The following is a 19,550-nucleotide window of genomic DNA, read 5'->3' on the forward strand; positions in this document are numbered from 1 at the left end:
GACTTTTTCAGATAGTAAGGGAGGTAAAAAAAGAATGATAGTTGGCAGCGGTGACTTCAAGTACGAGCGTGTGGAAGGTTGGGCCAAGGTACCTGAATATTTTGACCTGAATGACCCGGTTGATATTGCTACCGATTCGCGGGACCGCGTCTATGTTGGCTCCCGAGGCAACCACCCGATTCTTATCTTCGACCGCGAGGGCAACTTCGTTTCCTGCTGGGGTGAGGGATACTTTCTGGACCCCCACGGTCTTTACCTCGGTCCCGATGATACGATCTATATTACCGATGCCAAGACACACACGGTGGAGAAACGGACGCTCGGCGGCGAACTGCTCATGACCCTGGGGACCAGGTTCCGCGCCATGCCTATCATGCTGCGCGCCCCGTTCAATCAACCGACGGGAGTAGTGCTGGGGCCAGAAGGAGAGATGTTTGTCACCGACGGTTATGGCAACTTTCTGGTGCACAAGTTCTCGCCCGAGGGAGAGTTGCTCAAGACTTGGGGTGAACATGGCAATGGCTCTGGGCAGTTCGAGCTGCCGCACAAGCTTGATATAGATAAGTATGGTCGGCTCTATATCTGCGACCGGAACAACGACCGCATACAGATTTTCGACCTTGACGGTGAGTTCATTGATATGTGGACCGACTGCCACTGGCCGCAGGATATCTCCATTGACAAGGGAAATGATCTCGCCTATGTGGTGGAGAGCCACATGCACGGGACGTTCAAACCCCGAGTCACGGTGCGTGACCTGAAGGGCAATATCCTGTCCGAATTCGGCGGGTATGAGCATGAAGGCAAGGGAGTGCTGGAAAATTCCCACACCATCTGCGCTGATTCACGTGGTGACATCTACATTGGCGATATCGTCAAGGTCAAGCGATTGATGAAATTTGCCAGAGTGAGCTAATGGTTGCGACATGGAAAGGCTGGCGGCAGGGGCTCGTAAATTGGGGTTGCAGCTAACCCCCCAACAATATGAGCAGTTCCAGGTCTACTATCAGGAGCTCATCGACTGGAACCGGCGAATAAACCTGACGGCAATCACCGATTATGATGAGGTGCAGGTCAAGCATTTCCTCGATTCCCTGACCGTGGTCCTGGCACTGAAGCGGCCTTTAAATAAGGGGATAAGGCTTATTGACGTTGGTACGGGGGCGGGGATACCCGGAATTCCACTGAAGATACTGCTGCCTGATATTCGACTGATGCTCCTTGACGCCACGAGGAAAAAAGCGAAATTTCTGGAGTATATCACGGAAAAGCTAAATCTGAAGAACATTGAAATTGTGGTCGGGCGGGCGGAGGAAATTGCTCATCGTTCCGAATACCGAGAGCAGTTTGAAATCGTGCTTTCGCGGGCGGTGGCGGGCCTGCCAACGCTGGTGGAACTAACTCTGCCGTTCTGCGCCATTGGCGGCAGGTTCATCGCCCAGAAAAAGGGAAATATAGAGGCAGAGGTACAGGCGGCACAACGGGCGATTTCCACCCTGGGTGGTGAACTTACCGATGTGAAAAGAATCGACCTGCCCGAGTTTGACGATAGGCGCTGGCTGGTGGTTATCGATAAAATTGGGGAGACCCCACCGCAGTACCCCCGCCGCCCCGGCATCCCGGCCAAAAGGCCACTTCTTCCCTGAAGATCGAGCTAAAATACAGGAGTGTTTAAGAGGGGCGAAGCCCCTCTTCTTTCTATCTTCCCCCTCTCCTTTGAAGGAGAGGGGGATAAAGGGGGTGAGGTAGACAAAAACTCCAATAGGGTAGAGTTGATAAACGCTTTACACAGTAGTAGAATATCATTGCGAGAGGGCAGGTTCTCGGCAAAGTGAGGTGATTAGGTATGGAAACGGGAACATGGAAGGTAAAAACCGGACTGGCCCAGATGCTCAAGGGCGGGGTGATTATGGATGTGGTCAGCTCGGAGCATGCCAAGATAGCTGAGGAGGCTGGTGCCTGTGCTGTGATGGCCCTGGAGAGGGTGCCGGCGGATATCCGCGCCGCGGGCGGCGTGGCCAGAATGGCCGACCCGACGATAATCGAGGCCATTATGAAGGCGGTTTCCATACCGGTGATGGCCAAATGCCGCATCGGGCACTTCGTCGAGGCGCAGGTGCTGGAAGCGCTGGGCGTGGACTACCTCGACGAATCGGAAGTGCTCACCCCGGCCGATGAGAGCCACCATATCTGGAAGCACGACTTCAAGGTCCCCTTTGTCTGCGGCTGCCGCAACCTTGGAGAAGCCCTGCGCCGCATCGGTGAAGGAGCAGCGATGATACGGACCAAGGGTGAAGCCGGCACTGGCAACGTTGTGGAGGCGGTGAGGCACATGCGCGCCGTGATGGATGGTATCCGCGAACTGCAAAATACGCCGCAGGAAGAACTGATGTCCAAGGCCAAGGAGATGGGGGCACCGTTTGAACTAGTAGTTGAGATACACAAGACCGGGAAACTGCCTGTAGTCAACTTCGCCGCGGGTGGCGTGGCCACGCCGGCGGATGCGGCGCTGATGATGCAGCTTGGCGCGGACGGCGTCTTCATTGGCTCCGGCATTTTCAAGTCGTCCAATCCTTCAGCGCGGGCGCAGGCGGTTGTCAAAGCCACCACGCACTACAACGACCCGCAGATTGTCGCCGAGGTCTCCAAGAATCTGGGCGAAGCGATGCCCGGACTGGACATCAAACAGATTCCGGAAAAGGAACTACTGGCACCGAGAGGTTGGTAGTATGAAGATTGGCGTCCTTGCCTCGCAAGGAGCCTTTATCGAGCACATAGAGAAACTGAAGCAGCTGGGAGTTGAAGCTATGCCCGTCCGTTTGCCCGAAGAACTTGAGGGTCTGGACGGGCTAATTATTCCCGGCGGTGAGAGTACGTCCATCGGGCGGCTGATACGGGACTACAAGCTCACGCAGGCGATTCGGGACAAAGTGAAGAATGGGATGCCCGTATTCGGTACCTGCGCCGGCATGATTCTTATGGCCAAGAAAAGCAGCGACGCGAACTTCGAGTCGCTGGGATTAATGGATATTACGGTCAGGCGCAATGCCTTTGGCCGGCAGCTGGAAAGCTTTGAGACCGAACTCAATGTGCCGGTGCTGGGTGAAAAACCGTTTCCCGGCGTTTTCATCCGCGCTCCGCTGATTGAACAGGTCAACGGGAATGCGGAGGTACTGGCGAAACTGGCCGACGGTACCATCGTGGCGGTACGTGAAGGCAAAATGCTGGCGCTGGCCTTTCATCCCGAGCTGACGGATGACCCGCGGTTTCATCAATATTTTCTGGAGCTCGTGTCCGGATGAAAATAAGTGGTTACGGGAGAGGGTAGTTGCAGAAGATAATTACCGACGACCTTGATGCATTGCTCGATATCCTGCCGCCTCATATACGGCAGCCGCTCTGCGAGCAGAAAGACTTAAGAGAGCTGCTGGAAGTAGTGCTGGACCTGGGGCGCCCCCCGGAAGCTCGCTTCCCCAGTCGAGAGGTAACACTCGACCCTAAAGAAGTCGACGAGACCGATATCGACCACGTGGTTTCACGCATCGGCAGCTTCGGCGATGACAACCGGGCCGGTATTGAGCGGACGCTGCACCGCATCTCCGCCATCAGAAATCGCAAGGGGCGCATAGTTGGGCTGACCTGTCGCGTAGGCCGCGCCGTTTTCGGCACTATAAAGGTGATTGAAGACCTGGTGGAATCGGGCAAGAGCGTCATGCTGCTGGGCCGTCCCGGCGTGGGCAAGACGACGATGCTGCGGGAGGTTGCCCGGGTGCTGGCTGACGATATGAACAAGCGGGTTATCATCGTTGATACGTCCAACGAGATTGCCGGCGACGGCGATATTCCTCACCCGGCGATTGGCCATGCGCGCAGGATGCAGGTGAAGACGCCGGCCATGCAGCACGCGGTGATGATTGAAGCGGTGGAAAACCACATGCCCGAGGTTATCGTCATTGACGAAATAGGCACCGAGCTTGAAGCGCAGGCGGCGCGCACCATCGCCGAGCGCGGCGTCCAGCTGGTCGGTACCGCCCACGGCAATAATCTGGAAAACCTGATGCTGAACCCCACCCTTGCCGACCTTATCGGCGGCATACAGTCGGTCACGCTGGGGGACGAGGAAGCGCGGCGGCGGGGCACCCAGAAATCCATACTGGAGCGGACGTCTCCACCCACCTTCGACATTGTGGTTGAAATTCAGGAACGGGACCGCGTGGCCATTCACCCCGATGTTGCCGAGGCGGTTGACGCGGTTCTGCGCAATCAGTCCGTTGACACCGAGGTCCGCTGGATGGATGAAAGCGGTGAGGTAAGGGTGGAAAAGCCGCTCGTTGAGCCGAAAAAGGGCAGAGAGAAGAAGTCGGCCGGTCAAGACCAGCACCGTATTTACCTCTTCGGGGTCAACCGTACCCGGCTGGAGCAACTGGCCAGAGAGTTGAACCTGAGCCTGAATATCGTGGAAAACCTGCGGGAAGCAAATCTCTTTGTCACCTCCAAGAACTACTACCGCCGCAAGCCGCAGAAGGTCAGGGACGCCGAGGCGGCCAACCTGCCCATTTACGTTCTGAAAAGCAACACCCCGCCCCAGATTAAGCAGATGCTGCAGAATATCTATCCGCTCACCGGCCCGGGCAAGCGTGACTCATTCCAGGTGGCGCTTGCCGAAGCCGAAGCGGCGGTGGAACAGGTAAAGAACGGTGATGAGGGCGAGGTTGAGCTCAGCCCCCAGAGCGCCTATATCCGCCGCCTGCAGCACCTAATCGCGGAAAGAAACGAACTAACCTCACGCAGCGAAGGCAAAGACCCGAACCGACGGGTGAAGATTTACAAGGGGGTAGCATAGTATGTCTCTATTTATCACCTTTGAGGGTGGAGAAGGAGGAGGGAAAAGTACACAGGCAAATATTTTAGTTGAACGTCTACGTAAAGAAAAAAAGTGGCGTGTAATTTATGCTGAGGAACCTGGTACTACTCTTCTGGGTAAAATGCTGAAGGAATGGCTGCGTGACCGCAACCGTTCACTAACTTTGATTCCTAAAGATGAAACACAATTATCACTTGTTGAACAACCTTTGGATGATAATTTGCTACCAGACATTTTGCTGCATGCAGTAGCACCGCGCGCAGAATTACTTGCCTTTACTATTGCACGTGCACAACTTGTCGAGGAAATTATTATACCAAATTTAAAAAATAATAATATTGTGGTTTGCAATCGTTATGCTGATTCGACTACTGCTTATCAAGGCTATGGGCGAGGACTGGATTTAAAATTGATCAGGATGGCTAATGAGGTTGCTACTCAAGGGATTAAACCAGACCTTACTATATTGTTAGACTTATCACCAGAAGATGGGCTAGCTAGAAAATTCGGAACTAGCAAAGAAGACCATTTTGAGAAGCAGGTATTGGATTTTCATCAAAGAGTAAGAACTGGGTTTCTAACTTTAGCTAAAGAAGAGCCTGATAGATGGCTGGTGGTGGATGCTGCACAGTCTAAAGAAAAGATAGCTGAGATTATCTGGCGGAAAGTCAGTCAGTTGCTCTCAAAAAAGCTTTAAGGGGTGTTTAAGAGGGGCGGAGCCCCTCTTTTTAATTTCTTCCCCTTCCCCTTATCAAGGGAAAGGGGATAAAGGGGATGGGGTTGCTAAATATTCATCAAAGACCATCCTTTAGCGAGGAAGAAGAACTGCTGGCCCGGGGAATCAGGCTTATTGCCGGGGTGGATGAGGTGGGGCGGGGCTCCATAGCCGGTCCGGTGGTTGCTGCCGCAGTCATCCTGCCGAATAACCTGAGGGCATCGTGGCTCGCCGAGGTAAGAGACAGCAAAGAGTTAAGTCCGGTGAAACGCGAAATCCTCAATAAACATATCAGGGAAACGGCGATATCGTTTGGCATCGGAGCCGTAAGTCACAAGCTTATAGATACCTTGGGAATCGTCAGGGCAAACAAACTGGCTATGAAACTGGCCATAGATAAGCTTTCGCCAGCACCCCAGTACCTGCTCATTGACTACCTGCAATTGCCAGCAGTGCGTCTGCCCCAGAAGGGGATCACCGACGGCGACTGCAAGTGCTTTTCCATTGCCTGCGCTTCCATCGTGGCGAAAGTGGCCAGGGATAATATGATGGTCAAGATGGATCGACTTTATTCGGGATATAGGTGGGCGGAAAACAAAGGATACTGCACCGAAGCGCACATGGTGGGCCTATCGAGACTGGGGCCATCGCCCATCCACCGGCGGACCTTTGAGCCGGTCAGGGGCTATTTCTAGGCAGGCATCATGAAGCGCCAGGACACGGGTACTCTGGGGGAAAAAATGGCGGCGGGGTTTCTAAAAAAGCAGGGTTATCATATCCTGCAAGCGAATTACCGCTGCCCGGAGGGAGAAGTCGATATCGTCGCCCGACACAAAGACTGTCTGGTTTTCGTTGAGGTGCGGGCAAAACGGAGTTCAGCATTCGGCAGCCCGGAAGAATCAATCACGCCGGTTAAAATGGATAAATTGCGCAGAGTAGCTGCGAACTACCGGCAGACACACGACGATATACCTGATTCCTGGCGCATTGATGTCGTTGCCGTGGAGATTGACCGGCGGAATCGGCCGCTGCGCATTGAGCTTATCGAAAATGCCGTTGGCGAAACGTGAACCGCAGCCAGCTTTACCCCCACAATAAGCTGTGTTAGAATTAACCCACCTGGAAATGGAGAAATTACCCAAAGAAACACTGCGTATTATTGATGCCAATGTGAACCGCATTGGCGAGGGTCTGCGTGTCCTGGAGGACGTCGGCCGGCTGATGCTCAACAGCAGCGACCTGAGCCAGCGGCTGAAAAACCTGCGTCACGAGCTGGTAAGGATTGAGCCGGCGCTGGACAGGCAGCTCATTCGGGCACGGGACGCCGCCGGTGACGTGGGCCGGGACCTTGAGGTGCCGGGGGAGGAAAAGCAAAGGGACTTACTGTCCACCGTGGTTGCCAATTCGCGGCGGGTGCAGGAATCCCTGCGGGTTATGGAAGAACTGGCCAAACTGCCGGGCACGGTTCTGGATTCGGAAAAGTACAAGCAGGCACGTTTCGCACTCTACACCATAGAAAAGGAGTTGGTCTCCGAACTGATGCGCTGGGATAAAGCTCAAAATGAGTAAGTCAACTGACGGGCTTGAAGCAATAGCCGAACAGATAAGGCGTGATTTCACGGAACTGGATGCGGCCAGGGAGAAGGTGCTGCCCTGCTGCCGCGAGGTAATCCGCAACTGCAGCCAGGCGATACGCGCCGTGCACCGGCAGGAGTTCGACCTGGCGGCGGAACTGTTGAAAACGGCCCGAAGTCTGCTCAACGAGGCGCAAAAGGCGGCGGTCGATTACAGTCAACTTAATTACACCGGTTTTTTCAAAGATGCTCAGAAAGAGTACGCCGAGGGAAGCATTCTCCTTGCCGTGGTCGGCGGGAAGCCGATACCCTCGCCGGGGTCGCTGGGCATTGATGCCGCCGCTTACCTGAACGGGCTGGGGGAAGCGGTGGGGGAACTGAGGCGCTACCTGCTGGACAGCATGAGACAGGGCGATGTATCCAGGGGCGAGGAACTGCTGTGGGTAATGGACGATATTTACAGCGTCCTGGTGACCATGGACTTTCCCGATGCCATCACCGGCGGGCTTCGCCGCACCACCGATATGGTTCGTGGGGTGCTGGAGAGAACACGCAGCGACCTCACGCTTATTATGAGGCAGAAGGACCTGGAGAACAGACTGGATAAAATAGGGGGAGATTGAAAAAATCGCTCATTGACCATGGTCGGAAAATGCGTTAAACTAACAAAGTCAGTGAGCATGCGAAAAACAATGAAGTGATGTTCATGAAGGCGGTTGCAGAGCTGCCTTCTTTTTTGCATAGAGCACCATTTTTCAGGAGGTCTGACATATGGATTCAATGGTTCTGCGTATACTGATTATTCTGGCGGGTGTGCTGGCTCTCGGTTTCGTTGGCTACCTGGTTAGGACGATTGTTCGCGAAAGCCCGGGCAATGAGAAAATGCAGGAGATTTCCCAGGCCATTCGGCAGGGGGCGATGGCCTTCCTGCGCCGCGAATTCACCACACTGGCCATCTTCACCGTGGTGGTCTTCATTATCCTGGCCGTATTCATTGAACCGAGGCCATATGTCGCCATCGCTTACCTCTGCGGCACGTTTACCTCGGCACTGGCGGGCTGGCTGGGAATGAACATCGCCACCCTGGCCAATGCCAGGACGGCCAATGCCGCCATCGGGAGCTGGGCCAGGGGACTGAAAATCGCCTTCTCCAGCGGTGCGGTAATGGGCTTCTGCGTCGTCGGCCTGGGACTGCTCGGCCTTTCCATCATCGCCTTTATCTGGCCCGACAGCCATGTCTGGCTGGGATTTGCCTTCGGTGCTTCTTCGGTAGCTCTGTTCCTGAGGGCGGGCGGTGGCATCTTCACCAAGAGCGCGGATGTCGGTGCTGACCTGGTGGGCAAAGTGGAGAAAGGCATTCCCGAGGACGACCCGCGCAATCCGGCGGTTATCGCTGACAACGTCGGTGATAACGTCGGTGACGTGGCCGGCATGGGCTCTGACCTGTATGAATCCTATGTTTCGGCAATTGCCGCCTCGATGGTGCTGGGTGTCATCGTCCTCGGTGCAGCGAAAGGCATGCTGTTGCCTCTGGCACTTAGCGGGGCGGGCATCGTGTGCTCGATAATCGGCGCCCTTTCGGTAAAGCCAAAAGATATAGACGCTGAATTTGAGAAGCAGGTTGCTATGGCGCATGGTGCCATGAACCGGGGCGTATATGTGAGCAACATCCTGATGATAATCGCCAGCTTTTTGATTATCTGGTTCTATGTTGGCGAGCTCGGGCTATTCTGGGCGCTGGTATCCGGTCTTATCGCCGGCTTCCTTATCGCGCAGGCGACGGAATACTTTACGTCGGCGGAGCATGGTCCGGCGAAGAAGATAGCCAAGGCGGCTCAAAGTGGTGCCGCAGTTACCATTATTGAAGGCTTCGCCACTGGCCTGATGAGCACCGTCATCCCCGTCCTTCTCGTCGCTGCCGCTACGGTGTTCGCCTACATTTTCGGCGGTCTGCTGGGAATTGCCGTTGCCGCCATGGGCATGCTCATCAACCTGGGTATGTTACTGGCCATGGACTGCTACGGCCCGATTGCGGATAACTCGGCGGGTATAGCGCAGATGGCCAATCTGGGCAAGAGAGTCAGAGAACGCTGTGAAGCCCTCGATTCGGTAGGTAACACTACAGCTGCCCTGGGCAAGGGATTTGCCATTGCCTCGGCAGCGCTAGCCTCGCTGGCCTGGCTGGCCACTTACTTTAAAGTGGCCAATATTGACATTGCCAGCCTGACCAATGTGGCGGTTATCACTGGAGTGCTAATTGGTGGCATGCTTACCTTTGTCTTCAGTGCCCTGGCGATGAAAGGTGTCGGGGCGGGCAGTTTTGCCATCGTCAACGAGGTGAGAAGGCAGTTTCGTGAGATAAAGGGGCTGATGGAAGGTACTGCCAAGCCCGATTACGTAGCCTGTGTGGATATCGCCACCAAGAGGGCGTTGAAATCAATGATGCTGCCGGGCGTGCTGGTGCTGGTGGTGCCGTTAATCCTCGGCTTTACGCTGGGACCGGAGGCGGTCGCCGGCCTACTCGTCGGGTCGCTGCTTACCGGTTTCCTGATGGCGGTGATGATGGCCAATGCCGGTGGCGCCTGGGACAATGCCAAGAAATTCATTGAAGCCGGCAACTATGGCGGCAAGGGCAGCGAGGCGCACAAGGCGGCCGTTATCGGTGATACCGTTGGTGACCCATTCAAAGATACGGCCGGGCCTTCACTGAACATACTTATCAAGCTGGTGGGTAAAGTGGCAGTTATCTTCGGGCCGGTCTTCATAATGTTTGTGCCGCTATAAATTATAAATCCTTCTCAAGTCAGAAACGGGTTATTCCGGCGCTCAGCACCGATTGTTGTCTGCGGGCCGTGGCCCGGGTACACAACGGTCTCGTCGGGCAGAGCCATAAGCCTGGACTGAAGGCTATTTAAAAGCTGGGCATAATCCCCGCCGGGCAGGTCGAAGCGGCCGATGCCGTAATTGAAAAGGGTGTCGCCGCTGAAAAGGACACCGTGTCCAAGCAGGCAAATGCCGCCGGGGGTATGTCCCGGTGTGTGAATCACCTTGAAATGAAGCTCGCCTATGTCTATACTGTCTCCATCCTTGAGCAATTTGTCCGGGGGAGGTGGGGTTGGACAGTAAAAACCGAAGGCGAGGGCGAGCGTACCCTGCCTGTGGTATTCGGCGTCATCGGTATGAACCATGATTTCGGCACCGGTGACTTCCTTGACCTCCTTCAGGGCGGCGATATGGTCGGGATGTCCATGGGTGAGGATAATGAACCTGATGGTTAGTCCAAGTTCCTCAACGCTCCGCAATATATTCTCGGCTTCATCCGCCGGGTCAATGATAACTCCCACTTTGGTGGCCTCATCGCCGACGATGTAGCAGTTGGACGCCAGCGGCCCGACAACAAGTGGTTTAAGTATCATTGTGCTTTCGCTATCAACCATTATATTGAAAAGCGTCAGCCTTCACTGACGCCGACTCTGCATTTTACCACTATGCCCAATTCTGCTCAAGGTTGATAAACCATGATGTTTAATTGACGTTCAAGCCCGGCTTGTGCTACTATGAAGACATTCCAGAGAGTCGGCCAAAGCGGGGTTTGCATAGAGCCCCTTTTTCATTTTATCCTTATAGCAGGCTGGAAGTAAGTTACAGGCAATTACTGGCAGGAAAAGGCAATGCTGGTCGAGGAAGAACTGGCCCGGTCTTCACCGGAAAAAGACACACTCCTCACCGTTGGTGTGTTTGACGGCGTGCACCTCGGTCACAAGCATCTGATTTCACAGCTGGTGGGCAAGGCGGAGCAGGAGGGTTTGATGAGCGGGGTGGTAACGTTTCGGCAGCACCCCCAGGAGGTGATGCGCCCGGGTATGAAGTTGCCCTTTCTGACCAACCTTGCGGAGAGGGAAAAGCTGCTCAAAAATGAAGGGGTGGATATTATCGTTCCGCTTACCTTTATCGCTGAGACTGCTCAGCTTAATGCGCGCGATTTCATCGGTCTGCTTGTAAAATACCTGCACATGCGCGGTATGGTAATCGGGCCTGACTTCGCCCTGGGTAAAAAACGGGAAGGCAACGCAGATGCGCTCTATTTATTGGGGCGTGAACAGGGCTTCAGCGTTACCGTGGTGCCTCCGGTGGTAGTCGATGGAGAAATTGTGAGCAGCACCGCCATCAGAAAGGCTCTGTCGGACGGAGATGTGCATAAGGTGAAGCGGCTGGCTGGCCGCAGCTTCAGCCTCCGGGGTCATGTTGTAGCGGGTGCCGGGAGGGGAGTGGCGCTGGGATTTCCGACCGCCAATCTGGATATCGGCCCCGAGCAGGCTCTACCAGCAGACGGGGTTTATGCCAGCTGGGTGAGTATTGACGGCGAAACTTTCCCCTCATTGACCAATATCGGTACCAGCCCTACCTTCGGTGATGGCCGGCGGGCGGTGGAGGTCTACATTGTTGATTACGAGAGTGACCTCTACAGGCGTGAAATAGAAATCGAGTTTGTGGAACGGTTGCGCGGAGAAAAGAGATTCGATAGCATAGAAGAGCTGAAAAGACAGATAGCCGAAGATGTAAAACGGGGCGTCGCCTTATTGAACGCTAAAGGTGGAAGGTAAACATGAAAGACCAGGTAAGAAAAACGACTGAGAAAGAAGAAAAATTCCTTCTACGACGGGGGGTAGCTGAAATCATCGTTGAGGATGAAATGATTGCGCTGCTCCGCTCCGGAAGAAAGTTGAGATTGAAGGAGGGGTTCGACCCCAGTTTCCCCGATATCCACCTCGGGCACATGGTGTCGCTGCGGAAGCTGCGCCAGTTTCAGGAACTTGGCCATCAGGTGGTGCTCATCGTCGCCGACTGGACGGCCCGGATAGGCGACCCGAGCGGCGCTTCGGCAACCCGGCCCATGCTCACTGTGGAGCAGGTGCGGGCCAATGCCCAGACCTATATGGAGCAATTTTTCAAGGTGGTGGATAAGGCAAGGACCGAAGTGAGGTGGCAGAGCGAGTGGTTCGATAAGTTCACACTAACGGAAGTAATTCAGCTGACCAGCAAATTCACCGTTGCCCAGTTTTTAGCGCGTGATGATTTTAATGCCCGGTACAATGACGGGCGGCCGATTGCGCTAACCGAGTTCATGTACCCGCTGCTCCAGGCATATGACTCGGTGGCAATAGAGGCGGACGTTGAGTTCGGTGGCACCGACCAGAAGTTTAACTTCCTGGTGGGAAGAGAACTCCAGTCCATGATGGGGCAGCCTCCCCAGCAGTGTTTTATGACGCCGCTTCTGGTGGGCACCGACGGCAGCCAGAAGATGAGCAAGAGCCTGGGGAACTACATCGGCGTGGTGGAGACACCGGATGAAATCTATGGTAAGACAATGTCCATCCGTGACGACCTGATTATCCAGTATTTTGAACTGGTGACCGATGTGCCGGATGATGAACTGGAGGAATTCAGACAGGCACTGGATAACAATGCGGTAAATCCGATGGAGCTGAAAAAACGTCTGGCCAGGGAAATTGTGAGTCAGCTCTATAGTAAAAAGGCAGCCACTGCGGCTGAAGAGCAATTTGCTAAGGTTGTGCAGAGAAAAGAAGTGCCTGAAGAGATACGGCAAGTAAAGATAACTGAAGAATTGCTACAAAAAATAAAAGCCCGCTCATTTAAGGAAGTGGGACTTGTGGTTAGCATTAGAGAGGTCGGCAAGCCCGAGACTGAGGAGTTGATTGTATCAGTTCCTTTGCTGTTATGTGAGATAGACCTAGCTAAAAGTCGTAGTGATGCCAAGCGTCTTATAGCACAAGAGTCTGTTCGCATAGATAACAGGACAGTTTATGAGAAACGCGGTAATATCAAGGTAGGCAGCGTCATCGTCATCAAGGTAGGCAAGCGGCGTTTTGTGAGAGTGGTTTTTGCTAATTAGGAAAGTGGCAGCATTATCAAAGTCGGCAAACGCCGCTTTATCAGGGTAATAAATACTGATAGAATAAAATAAACAAGGAGTTCAAAATGGGACAATTGCGTATTCCAGGGCCTACCCCGTGCCCGTCGGAAGTCCTGCAGGCGATGGCCTGGCAGATGATAAACCACCGCGGGCCGGAATTCGGGGAGATGCTGCATGATGTTACCGCCAAGCTGAAACAGCTATTCCAGACCAAAAACGACCTGTACCTGCTGACAGGTTCCGGGACGGGGGGACTGGAGGCGGCAATTGTCAATACTCTCTCTCCAGGGGATAAGGTCCTTTCCGTGACGGTGGGAGTGTTCGGGGAGCGGTTTACCGACATGGCGGCGGAGTTTGGCGCCGAGGTTATCCCGCTCCGCTTTGAGTATGGCAGGGTGGCTGACCCCGACGAAGTACGACGCGCATTGCAAAAGGAATCGGAAATCAAGGCCGTGCTGATAACACATAATGAAACCTCGACCGGCGTTACCAATGACCTGGCGGCCATCAGCTCCGTGGTCAAGGAGTTTGATAAACTGCTGCTGGTCGATGCCATCAGCAGCCTGGGCTCGATTGACCTGCCAGTGGACAAATGGCGCTGCGATGTAACCGTAACTGCCTCCCAGAAAGGGTGGATGGTACCTCCGGGCATGGCGATGGTCAGCGTCAGCAAGGAGGCGTGGCAGGCGCATGCCAAAGCCAAAATGCCCCGTTTCAACTGGGACTTTGCCAGAGCTCAAAAATATCTGGAGATAGGGCAGACACCCTGGACGCCGGCGATATCAATCGTGTTTGCCCTCTCGGTGGCGCTGGACTTGCTGCTTGAGGAAGGATTACCCAACATCTTCGCCCGTCAGGCCAGGATAGGCAATGCGGCCCGGGAGGGGGTGAAATCGCTGGGATTATCTCTCTTCGCCGACGAGAAGTACGCTTCCGACACAGTTACTGCCGTGACCGTCAAGGACGGCCTGGATGTAAAGGGACTGCTCAAAATACTGCGCGAGGAATACCAGATAGTGCTTGCCGGCGGCCAGCAGAGCCTGCAGGGTAAGATATTCCGCATCGGGCACCTGGGCCTGATAACAGAAGAGGATATCAAAGAGATAATCTCAGCCCTGAAAGAGGTGTTGCCCAGGGTAAGCAAGTAACATGCTGTGGAGTACAGAGAGCGCATGAGACCGCCGCAGGTACAATAATAAACGTCTCATTGAAACGGCGATTACAGGAGGGGCATACGCTCCTCTTTTCGTTTCCACAGCTATATTTCAAATTGACTTGACATATAGGTAATGCTATCATAAGCACAGAAGTCGGAAGGCCGATTTATTAAGCTTGATTGAACCCCTGAGTGATATGACGACGCTAAGTGAGCTTAATCAGGAAATTGCCCGCTGTGTGCTGTGCGAGATAGCCAAGTATCGGACCAATACCGTACCCGGAGAGGGCCCGGAAGATGCTGAAATCATGTTTATCGGTGAAGCTCCGGGCTGGCATGAAGACCAGCAGGGACGGCCTTTTGTCGGGCCAGCCGGCCACTATCTGGAGCAACTTCTGGCGTCCATTGGCCTGACGCGGCGTCAGGTCTTTATCGCTAATGTTATCAAGTGCCGCCCCGCAAACAATCGTGACCCATTGCCGACGGAAATTCAGAACTGCCAGAAATGGCTCGACCAGCAGATGGATACCATCAAGCCGAAAATGGTTGTTACGCTGGGTCGTTATTCGATGGCCAGGTTTTTCCCGGGTAAAAGTATAAGCAAAATTCATGGCACTGCGGTCAAGCAGGACAGCACTATTTTATTTGCCATGTACCACCCGGCAGCGGCGCTCCACCAACAGAGTTTGCGGCAGGCAATAGAGGCGGACATGAAAAAGATACCTGCCGTTCTTGCCGAGACGAAAAGTGTTCCCGAAGCTGAGCCCGGAGCCCAGCAGTTGAGTATGTTCTAGGACTGGTTATATGGCTAAATCGAAGTTGAAGCTCATTCCCCTCGGCGGTCTTAGCGAAATCGGCAAGAATATGATGCTGCTGGAATATGAGAACGACATTTTAATCATTGACGCCGGACTCATGTTTCCAGGTGAGGATATGCTCGGCATTGACCTAGTAATCCCCGACATCAATTACCTTCTGGATAAGAAAGACAAAATAAGGGGCATTGTCGTCACTCACGGTCACGAAGACCATATCGGCGCGCTGCCCTATATTTTAGCGCAACTGAATGTTCCCGTCTATGCTACCCGCCTGACCAGTGGCATGATACGCGTCAAGCTCAAGGAGCGGAGAGCGCTGGCTCACGCCGAACTCAAAGTGGTATCGCCCGGCGAACAGATCACGCTGGGAGTATTCAAGGTGGAGTTCTTTCCCGTCTGTCACAGTGTTCCCGATGCCGCCGGCCTCATTATATATACCCCGGTTGGCGTTGTGGTACACAGTGGCGATTTCAAGCTCGACTATACGCCGGTCAGCGGCAAGCCAACCGACCTTTCGCGTCTGGCCCAGATGGGGACACAGGGGGTTTTGCTCCTTCTTTCCGACTCCACCTACGCCGAACTCCCCGGCTATACGCCGTCGGAAAAGGTGGTTGGAGAGACCCTGGACCACATCATGGCCGATGCCCCGGGGAGGGTAATCGTTACCACCTTTTCCTCGCTGATATCACGCGTCCAGCAGGTGATTGATGCTGCGGCCAAGCACGGACGACGTGTTTTCATTGTCGGCCGCAGTATGAGCGACACGGTGCGCATGGCACTGGAGCTCGGTTATATCCAGGCTCCAGATGGAATCCTGGGCAGAATCGATGAGGCTCGTGGCCTTCCACACGATAAAATCGTGTTTGTTACCACCGGCAGTCAGGGGGAGCCCACCTCGGCGCTGGTGCGCATGGCAAATCGTGACCACCCCAACGTTAACATTCACCCCGGGGATACCATCGTAATGTCGGCAACGCCGATACCCGGCAATGAGGCCGTTGTCAACCGCACGGTGGACAACCTTTTCAAGCAGGGAGCACGGGTGCTGTACGACAAGGTGGCACAGGTGCATGTTCACGGGCACGGCAGCCAGGAAGAGCTCAAATTACTGCTCAACCTGGTCAAACCAAAATTCTTCATGCCCATTCACGGTGAATACCGCCACCTCAGCCTGCACGCCAAGCTGGCTGAATCAGTGGGCATCGCGAAGGAAAATATCTTTGTTCTGGAGGACGGGGATATTCTTGAGCTCGACGCGCAATCGGCCAGAAAAGATGGCAAGGTCGGTTCGGGTAACGTGTATGTTGATGGATTGAGCGTCGGAGATATCGGCGGCGTGGTGCTGCGCAATCGACGCATGCTCTCCAAAGACGGCATCGTGGTGGCGATCATCGCGGTGAACCGGCAGACGGGCAAGCTGGTGGGGCGTCCCGATGTTGTGACTCGCGGTTTTGTCAATACCAGGGAGTCCAAAGAGATGCTCGAGGAAAGCCGTGACCTGCTGGCCAAGGTTCTGGACCACAGCGGAGGCAAGGCTGCTGAGTGGAGCTTCGTCAATGCCAAGGTGAGGGATACGCTGGACAAGTTTTACTATGATAAGACCAAGCGCCGCCCGATGATTCTTCCATTCATGGTCAGGGTATAGTTGTTATGCCAAAGAGAAAACCCAGAGCGGATAACGAGTTCCTGAACAGACCAACGCGAAGACGGCAGCGGCGTTCTTTCTTGGGTGGGCTATTACATTTCCTGTGGTGGGCACCGGTGCGCTGGACCATTCTGCTGGCGATAACAGGCGTACTCGTCTGGCTATTCCGGGAAAGCCTGTATGGCTTTTTTGGCTGGGGGCTGCTCATCATAGCGGCCGCGATTATCACCGTTATCGTTCAGGTAATACGTCGCAAACTGTCATCATTTATACTCCGCTTAAATCGGTGGCTGGGCGCCGCTGCCTTTGTGCTGGCGGTCTGGGGAATACTGGCGATTTTTGACCTTGGAGGAGGGTTCGGCGCGGCTCTAATTATGGAGCCGGCACCGGTAGTCGATATTCTGATAGTTATAGGGCTTGTTATAGTTGGTGTAATCATGGTTGCCCCCAGGGCCAGCATACGGATGGTCGCCAAGTTCTTCTCATGGCTGGGAGGCCAGTTCCAGCGGCGGCCGGAGAAGGTGCCAAAGTATCTCGAGAAACAGCTTGACGAAGAACGCAGGGCAGTACCGCCTCACGTAGCGCTTCACCCGAGGGTGCCCTTTGAGGAAAAGCCGGCCATGCCTCGCGAGATGGAGGAGCCTATCGTGAGGCCGGAAAAGGTGATACCAAAATCGCCGCTGATGACGCCTCTGGAGAAGGAAGCAGTGGCCAGAACCCCAACGCAGGCGCCGACCACCGAGGAGCTGAAGCAGGTGGCGCAGGAGGTCTGGAAGAAATACGGCCAGTCATCCGACCTGGTGGTGGTCGACGGCTGGCGATTGCCACCCATAGATATCCTCGATACGACGCCGGAAATCGAGTTCAGCGAGGCGGATAACGTAAGGAGGGCAAAGATAATTGAAGACGCGCTGGCTAGCTATGGCGTTGAGACCAAAGTGGTGCAGATAAACGCCGGCCCCACGGTAACCCAGTTTGGCGTGGAACCGGGATGGGACAGAAGGTTAAAGGAAAGAAAGGAGCGGGACAGGAACGGCGAGGTCAAGGTGACGCTGGAGGAGGTCTCCAAGACCAGGGTCAAGGTGGAGCGGATTACCTCTCTGGCCAACGACCTGGCACTGGCACTGGCGGCACCGAGCATCAGAATAGAAGCACCGGTCCCGGGCAAATCAATCGTTGGTATTGAGGTGCCGAACACCAGTATCAGCGTGGTCAGCCTGCGCAGCGTTATCGAGTCCGGCGCATATCAGAAATTGCAGGCGCGGGCGAAGCTGGCACTGGCGTTGGGCAAAGGCGCCGGCGGCGAGTCCATGGCGGGAGACCTGTCCCGGATGCCGCACCTGCTTATCGCCGGGGCTACGGGGAGCGGTAAAACGGTCTGTCTCAACGCCATTATCTGTTGTATGTTGCTCTACAATACCCCGTTCGATACCAGATTTATCATGGTTGACCCCAAGCGCGTTGAGCTTACGCCCTACAACAGCATCCCGCATCTGGCCATCCCGGTTATCGTTGATACCAAAAAGGCTTTGAGTGCACTGCGCTGGCTGAGTCAGGAAATGGACCAGAGGTACCAGAAACTGGCTGCCGCCGGTGCTCGCAATATTGAGGGCTACAACAAGAACCGCGAGGGCACCGATAAGTTGCCCTATATGGTGCTCGTCATCGATGAGCTGGCCGACCTGATGATGACCAGCTTTGACGAGGTGGAGCATACTCTGTGTCGACTTGCCCAGCTTTCCCGTGCCACCGGCATCCACTTAGTTGTGGCCACGCAGCGTCCATCGGTGGACGTGGTTACCGGGTTGATAAAAGCCAACTTCCCCACCCGCATCAGCTTTGCCGTTACCTCGCAGGTGGACTCGCGAACCATCCTCGACGGCGCTGGTGCCGAAAAGCTGCTGGGCCGGGGCGATATGCTCTATATGCCCACGGAAGCCTCCAAACCAAAACGGCTCCAGGGATGCTTTGTCTCCGACCCCGAGGTGGAGCGGCTGGTCTACTTCTGGAACAGCCAGCGGCAGCAGGAAGTGGCCCCGATTAAAGTCGAGGAAATGGTGCCGCCCACCGTACCGGGCAGCCGTGGCGGGCAGCAGGAAGACCCGCTTCTGGATTCCGCCCGCGAGCTGGAGCAGCAGCACGAGCACATCTCGACCTCTTTCCTGCAACGTAAACTGCACATCGGCTACCCCAGAGCGGCCCGCATCATGGAGCAGCTTGAGGAGGAGATGGGTGGTGAGGTAGGGGAGGGGGGAGCCTGATTAAGGTCATGTTAGCAAAAATATTAATGGTCAAATAGCGAGCAGAGAATACGCTTTACCCTAATAACAGGACGCCGGAAACGCCGTGAATAAGAAAATGGGTATTCTGTAACATTACTTCGAAACGCTTTTGCATAAAAATTTGTAACAGGGATTAGAAAATCGACAGCAAATACTTGACTTTTGGGTTCTACAGTAATACCATTGTTTCTGCTTTGGAGGTGTGTTGAAGTGACAACAGGTGATGAAAATAACGTTGCTTTAGAACGTCGACGAGGCCTAATTAACCAGATTCAGGAAGCAAGGAATAGCAAGGTTATTTGCTATGTCACGGGCGATAGGCAGAATCTACAGACTAAGATTGCTCACGATTGTCATCCCTTAATATTCAGTCACCTTCGCGAAATAGGGACAACGAATAAGATTGACTTGTTTCTCTATACACAAGGTGGAGTGAACCCCTGAAGCTGGACACAATGGGGTAGGAAGGTTTGGCAGGGTCCAAGTATAATGAATGAAAGAGAGGACCTTGCCATGAAGAATCAGAGGACGTTCAGCTTAGAGTTTAAACGCCAGGTAGTC

Annotated in this window: 18 protein-coding genes; 17 read left to right on the forward strand and 1 reads right to left on the reverse strand. The window is 54.4% G+C overall.

Annotation, left to right across the window (positions count from 1 at the left end):
• The first annotated feature begins 34 nt into the window (after positions 1-34).
• From KKD83_11485 to KKD83_11535, 11 genes are all read left to right on the forward strand, one after another.
• Complete coding sequence (locus KKD83_11485; protein MBU2536763.1) at positions 35-916, forward strand: peptidyl-alpha-hydroxyglycine alpha-amidating lyase family protein; 882 nt, start codon at positions 35-37, stop codon at positions 914-916.
• 10 nt (positions 917-926) lie between these two features.
• Positions 927-1,646 (forward strand): 16S rRNA (guanine(527)-N(7))-methyltransferase RsmG, encoded by a 720-nt coding sequence (gene rsmG / locus KKD83_11490; protein ID MBU2536764.1) that lies wholly within the window; start codon positions 927-929, stop codon positions 1,644-1,646.
• A gap of 200 nt (positions 1,647-1,846) precedes the next feature.
• The gene (gene pdxS / locus KKD83_11495) at positions 1,847-2,728 is read left to right on the forward strand and encodes a pyridoxal 5'-phosphate synthase lyase subunit PdxS (GenBank protein MBU2536765.1); all 882 of its coding nucleotides are present in this window, start codon (positions 1,847-1,849) and stop codon (positions 2,726-2,728) included.
• Position 2,729: 1 nt separating this feature from the next.
• On the forward strand, positions 2,730-3,302 hold the full coding sequence (pdxT, locus tag KKD83_11500; protein ID MBU2536766.1) for a pyridoxal 5'-phosphate synthase glutaminase subunit PdxT: 573 nt from the start codon (positions 2,730-2,732) through the stop codon (positions 3,300-3,302).
• A 26-nt stretch (positions 3,303-3,328) separates the two neighbouring features.
• Positions 3,329-4,843, forward strand: a complete 1,515-nt coding sequence (locus tag KKD83_11505; GenBank protein ID MBU2536767.1) for an AAA family ATPase — start codon at positions 3,329-3,331, stop codon at positions 4,841-4,843.
• 1 nt (position 4,844) lies between these two features.
• Complete coding sequence (tmk, locus tag KKD83_11510) at positions 4,845-5,561, forward strand: dTMP kinase (GenBank protein MBU2536768.1); 717 nt, start codon at positions 4,845-4,847, stop codon at positions 5,559-5,561.
• A gap of 77 nt (positions 5,562-5,638) precedes the next feature.
• Complete coding sequence (locus KKD83_11515) at positions 5,639-6,274, forward strand: ribonuclease HII (GenBank protein MBU2536769.1); 636 nt, start codon at positions 5,639-5,641, stop codon at positions 6,272-6,274.
• Between the two features lie 9 nt (positions 6,275-6,283).
• The gene (locus tag KKD83_11520) at positions 6,284-6,649 is read left to right on the forward strand and encodes a YraN family protein (GenBank protein MBU2536770.1); all 366 of its coding nucleotides are present in this window, start codon (positions 6,284-6,286) and stop codon (positions 6,647-6,649) included.
• Between the two features lie 31 nt (positions 6,650-6,680).
• A complete protein-coding gene (locus KKD83_11525) occupies positions 6,681-7,148 on the forward strand; it encodes a thiamine-phosphate pyrophosphorylase (protein ID MBU2536771.1) in 468 nt (155 codons plus the stop codon).
• On the forward strand, positions 7,141-7,776 hold the full coding sequence (locus KKD83_11530; GenBank protein ID MBU2536772.1) for a haloacid dehalogenase: 636 nt from the start codon (positions 7,141-7,143) through the stop codon (positions 7,774-7,776). The genes KKD83_11525 and KKD83_11530 overlap by 8 nt, the downstream gene beginning before the upstream one ends.
• A gap of 148 nt (positions 7,777-7,924) precedes the next feature.
• The gene (locus KKD83_11535; GenBank protein MBU2536773.1) at positions 7,925-9,937 is read left to right on the forward strand and encodes a sodium-translocating pyrophosphatase; all 2,013 of its coding nucleotides are present in this window, start codon (positions 7,925-7,927) and stop codon (positions 9,935-9,937) included.
• 14 nt (positions 9,938-9,951) lie between these two features.
• Here KKD83_11535 and KKD83_11540 read toward each other — a convergent pair whose 3' ends face one another.
• Positions 9,952-10,569 (reverse strand): MBL fold metallo-hydrolase, encoded by a 618-nt coding sequence (locus KKD83_11540; protein MBU2536774.1) that lies wholly within the window; start codon positions 10,567-10,569, stop codon positions 9,952-9,954.
• 255 nt (positions 10,570-10,824) lie between these two features.
• Here KKD83_11540 and KKD83_11545 point away from each other — a divergent pair, with 255 nt between their 5' ends.
• The 6 genes from KKD83_11545 to KKD83_11570 all read left to right on the forward strand — a co-directional run bounded on the left by KKD83_11545 (position 10,825) and on the right by KKD83_11570 (position 18,968).
• A complete protein-coding gene (locus KKD83_11545; protein MBU2536775.1) occupies positions 10,825-11,757 on the forward strand; it encodes a bifunctional riboflavin kinase/FAD synthetase in 933 nt (310 codons plus the stop codon).
• A gap of 2 nt (positions 11,758-11,759) precedes the next feature.
• The gene (locus tag KKD83_11550; GenBank protein ID MBU2536776.1) at positions 11,760-13,067 is read left to right on the forward strand and encodes a tyrosine--tRNA ligase; all 1,308 of its coding nucleotides are present in this window, start codon (positions 11,760-11,762) and stop codon (positions 13,065-13,067) included.
• Positions 13,068-13,153: 86 nt separating this feature from the next.
• Positions 13,154-14,236: an alanine--glyoxylate aminotransferase family protein gene (locus tag KKD83_11555; protein MBU2536777.1), complete on the forward strand. Its 1,083-nt coding sequence runs from the start codon at positions 13,154-13,156 to the stop codon at positions 14,234-14,236.
• 205 nt (positions 14,237-14,441) lie between these two features.
• Positions 14,442-15,038 (forward strand): uracil-DNA glycosylase, encoded by a 597-nt coding sequence (locus KKD83_11560; protein ID MBU2536778.1) that lies wholly within the window; start codon positions 14,442-14,444, stop codon positions 15,036-15,038.
• A gap of 10 nt (positions 15,039-15,048) precedes the next feature.
• Complete coding sequence (locus tag KKD83_11565; protein ID MBU2536779.1) at positions 15,049-16,707, forward strand: ribonuclease J; 1,659 nt, start codon at positions 15,049-15,051, stop codon at positions 16,705-16,707.
• Between the two features lie 5 nt (positions 16,708-16,712).
• Positions 16,713-18,968, forward strand: coding sequence for a DNA translocase FtsK (locus KKD83_11570; GenBank protein MBU2536780.1), 2,256 nt, complete (start codon positions 16,713-16,715; stop codon positions 18,966-18,968).
• Positions 18,969-19,550: the final 582 nt, after the last annotated feature.

The organism is Chloroflexota bacterium (assembly GCA_018829775.1).
GTDB lineage: Bacteria > Chloroflexota > Dehalococcoidia > Dehalococcoidales > RBG-16-60-22 > E44-bin89.

What these genes read in the sequence shown, in the direction of transcription:
- KKD83_11485 (MBU2536763.1), top strand. Translation starts at nt 35, where the DNA reads ATGATAGTTGGCAGCGGTGACTTCAAGTACGAGCGTGTGGAAGGTTGG.
- rsmG (MBU2536764.1), top strand. Translation starts at nt 927, where the DNA reads ATGGAAAGGCTGGCGGCAGGGGCTCGTAAATTGGGGTTGCAGCTAACC.
- pdxS (MBU2536765.1), top strand. Translation starts at nt 1,847, where the DNA reads ATGGAAACGGGAACATGGAAGGTAAAAACCGGACTGGCCCAGATGCTC.
- pdxT (MBU2536766.1), top strand. Translation starts at nt 2,730, where the DNA reads ATGAAGATTGGCGTCCTTGCCTCGCAAGGAGCCTTTATCGAGCACATA.
- tmk (MBU2536768.1), top strand. Translation starts at nt 4,845, where the DNA reads ATGTCTCTATTTATCACCTTTGAGGGTGGAGAAGGAGGAGGGAAAAGT.
- KKD83_11515 (MBU2536769.1), top strand. Translation starts at nt 5,639, where the DNA reads ATGGGGTTGCTAAATATTCATCAAAGACCATCCTTTAGCGAGGAAGAA.
- KKD83_11520 (MBU2536770.1), top strand. Translation starts at nt 6,284, where the DNA reads ATGAAGCGCCAGGACACGGGTACTCTGGGGGAAAAAATGGCGGCGGGG.
- KKD83_11530 (MBU2536772.1), top strand. Translation starts at nt 7,141, where the DNA reads ATGAGTAAGTCAACTGACGGGCTTGAAGCAATAGCCGAACAGATAAGG.
- KKD83_11535 (MBU2536773.1), top strand. Translation starts at nt 7,925, where the DNA reads ATGGATTCAATGGTTCTGCGTATACTGATTATTCTGGCGGGTGTGCTG.
- KKD83_11540 (MBU2536774.1), bottom strand. Translation starts at nt 10,569, where the DNA reads ATGATACTTAAACCACTTGTTGTCGGGCCGCTGGCGTCCAACTGCTAC.
- KKD83_11545 (MBU2536775.1), top strand. Translation starts at nt 10,825, where the DNA reads ATGCTGGTCGAGGAAGAACTGGCCCGGTCTTCACCGGAAAAAGACACA.
- KKD83_11550 (MBU2536776.1), top strand. Translation starts at nt 11,760, where the DNA reads ATGAAAGACCAGGTAAGAAAAACGACTGAGAAAGAAGAAAAATTCCTT.
- KKD83_11555 (MBU2536777.1), top strand. Translation starts at nt 13,154, where the DNA reads ATGGGACAATTGCGTATTCCAGGGCCTACCCCGTGCCCGTCGGAAGTC.
- KKD83_11560 (MBU2536778.1), top strand. Translation starts at nt 14,442, where the DNA reads ATGACGACGCTAAGTGAGCTTAATCAGGAAATTGCCCGCTGTGTGCTG.
- KKD83_11565 (MBU2536779.1), top strand. Translation starts at nt 15,049, where the DNA reads ATGGCTAAATCGAAGTTGAAGCTCATTCCCCTCGGCGGTCTTAGCGAA.
- KKD83_11570 (MBU2536780.1), top strand. Translation starts at nt 16,713, where the DNA reads ATGCCAAAGAGAAAACCCAGAGCGGATAACGAGTTCCTGAACAGACCA.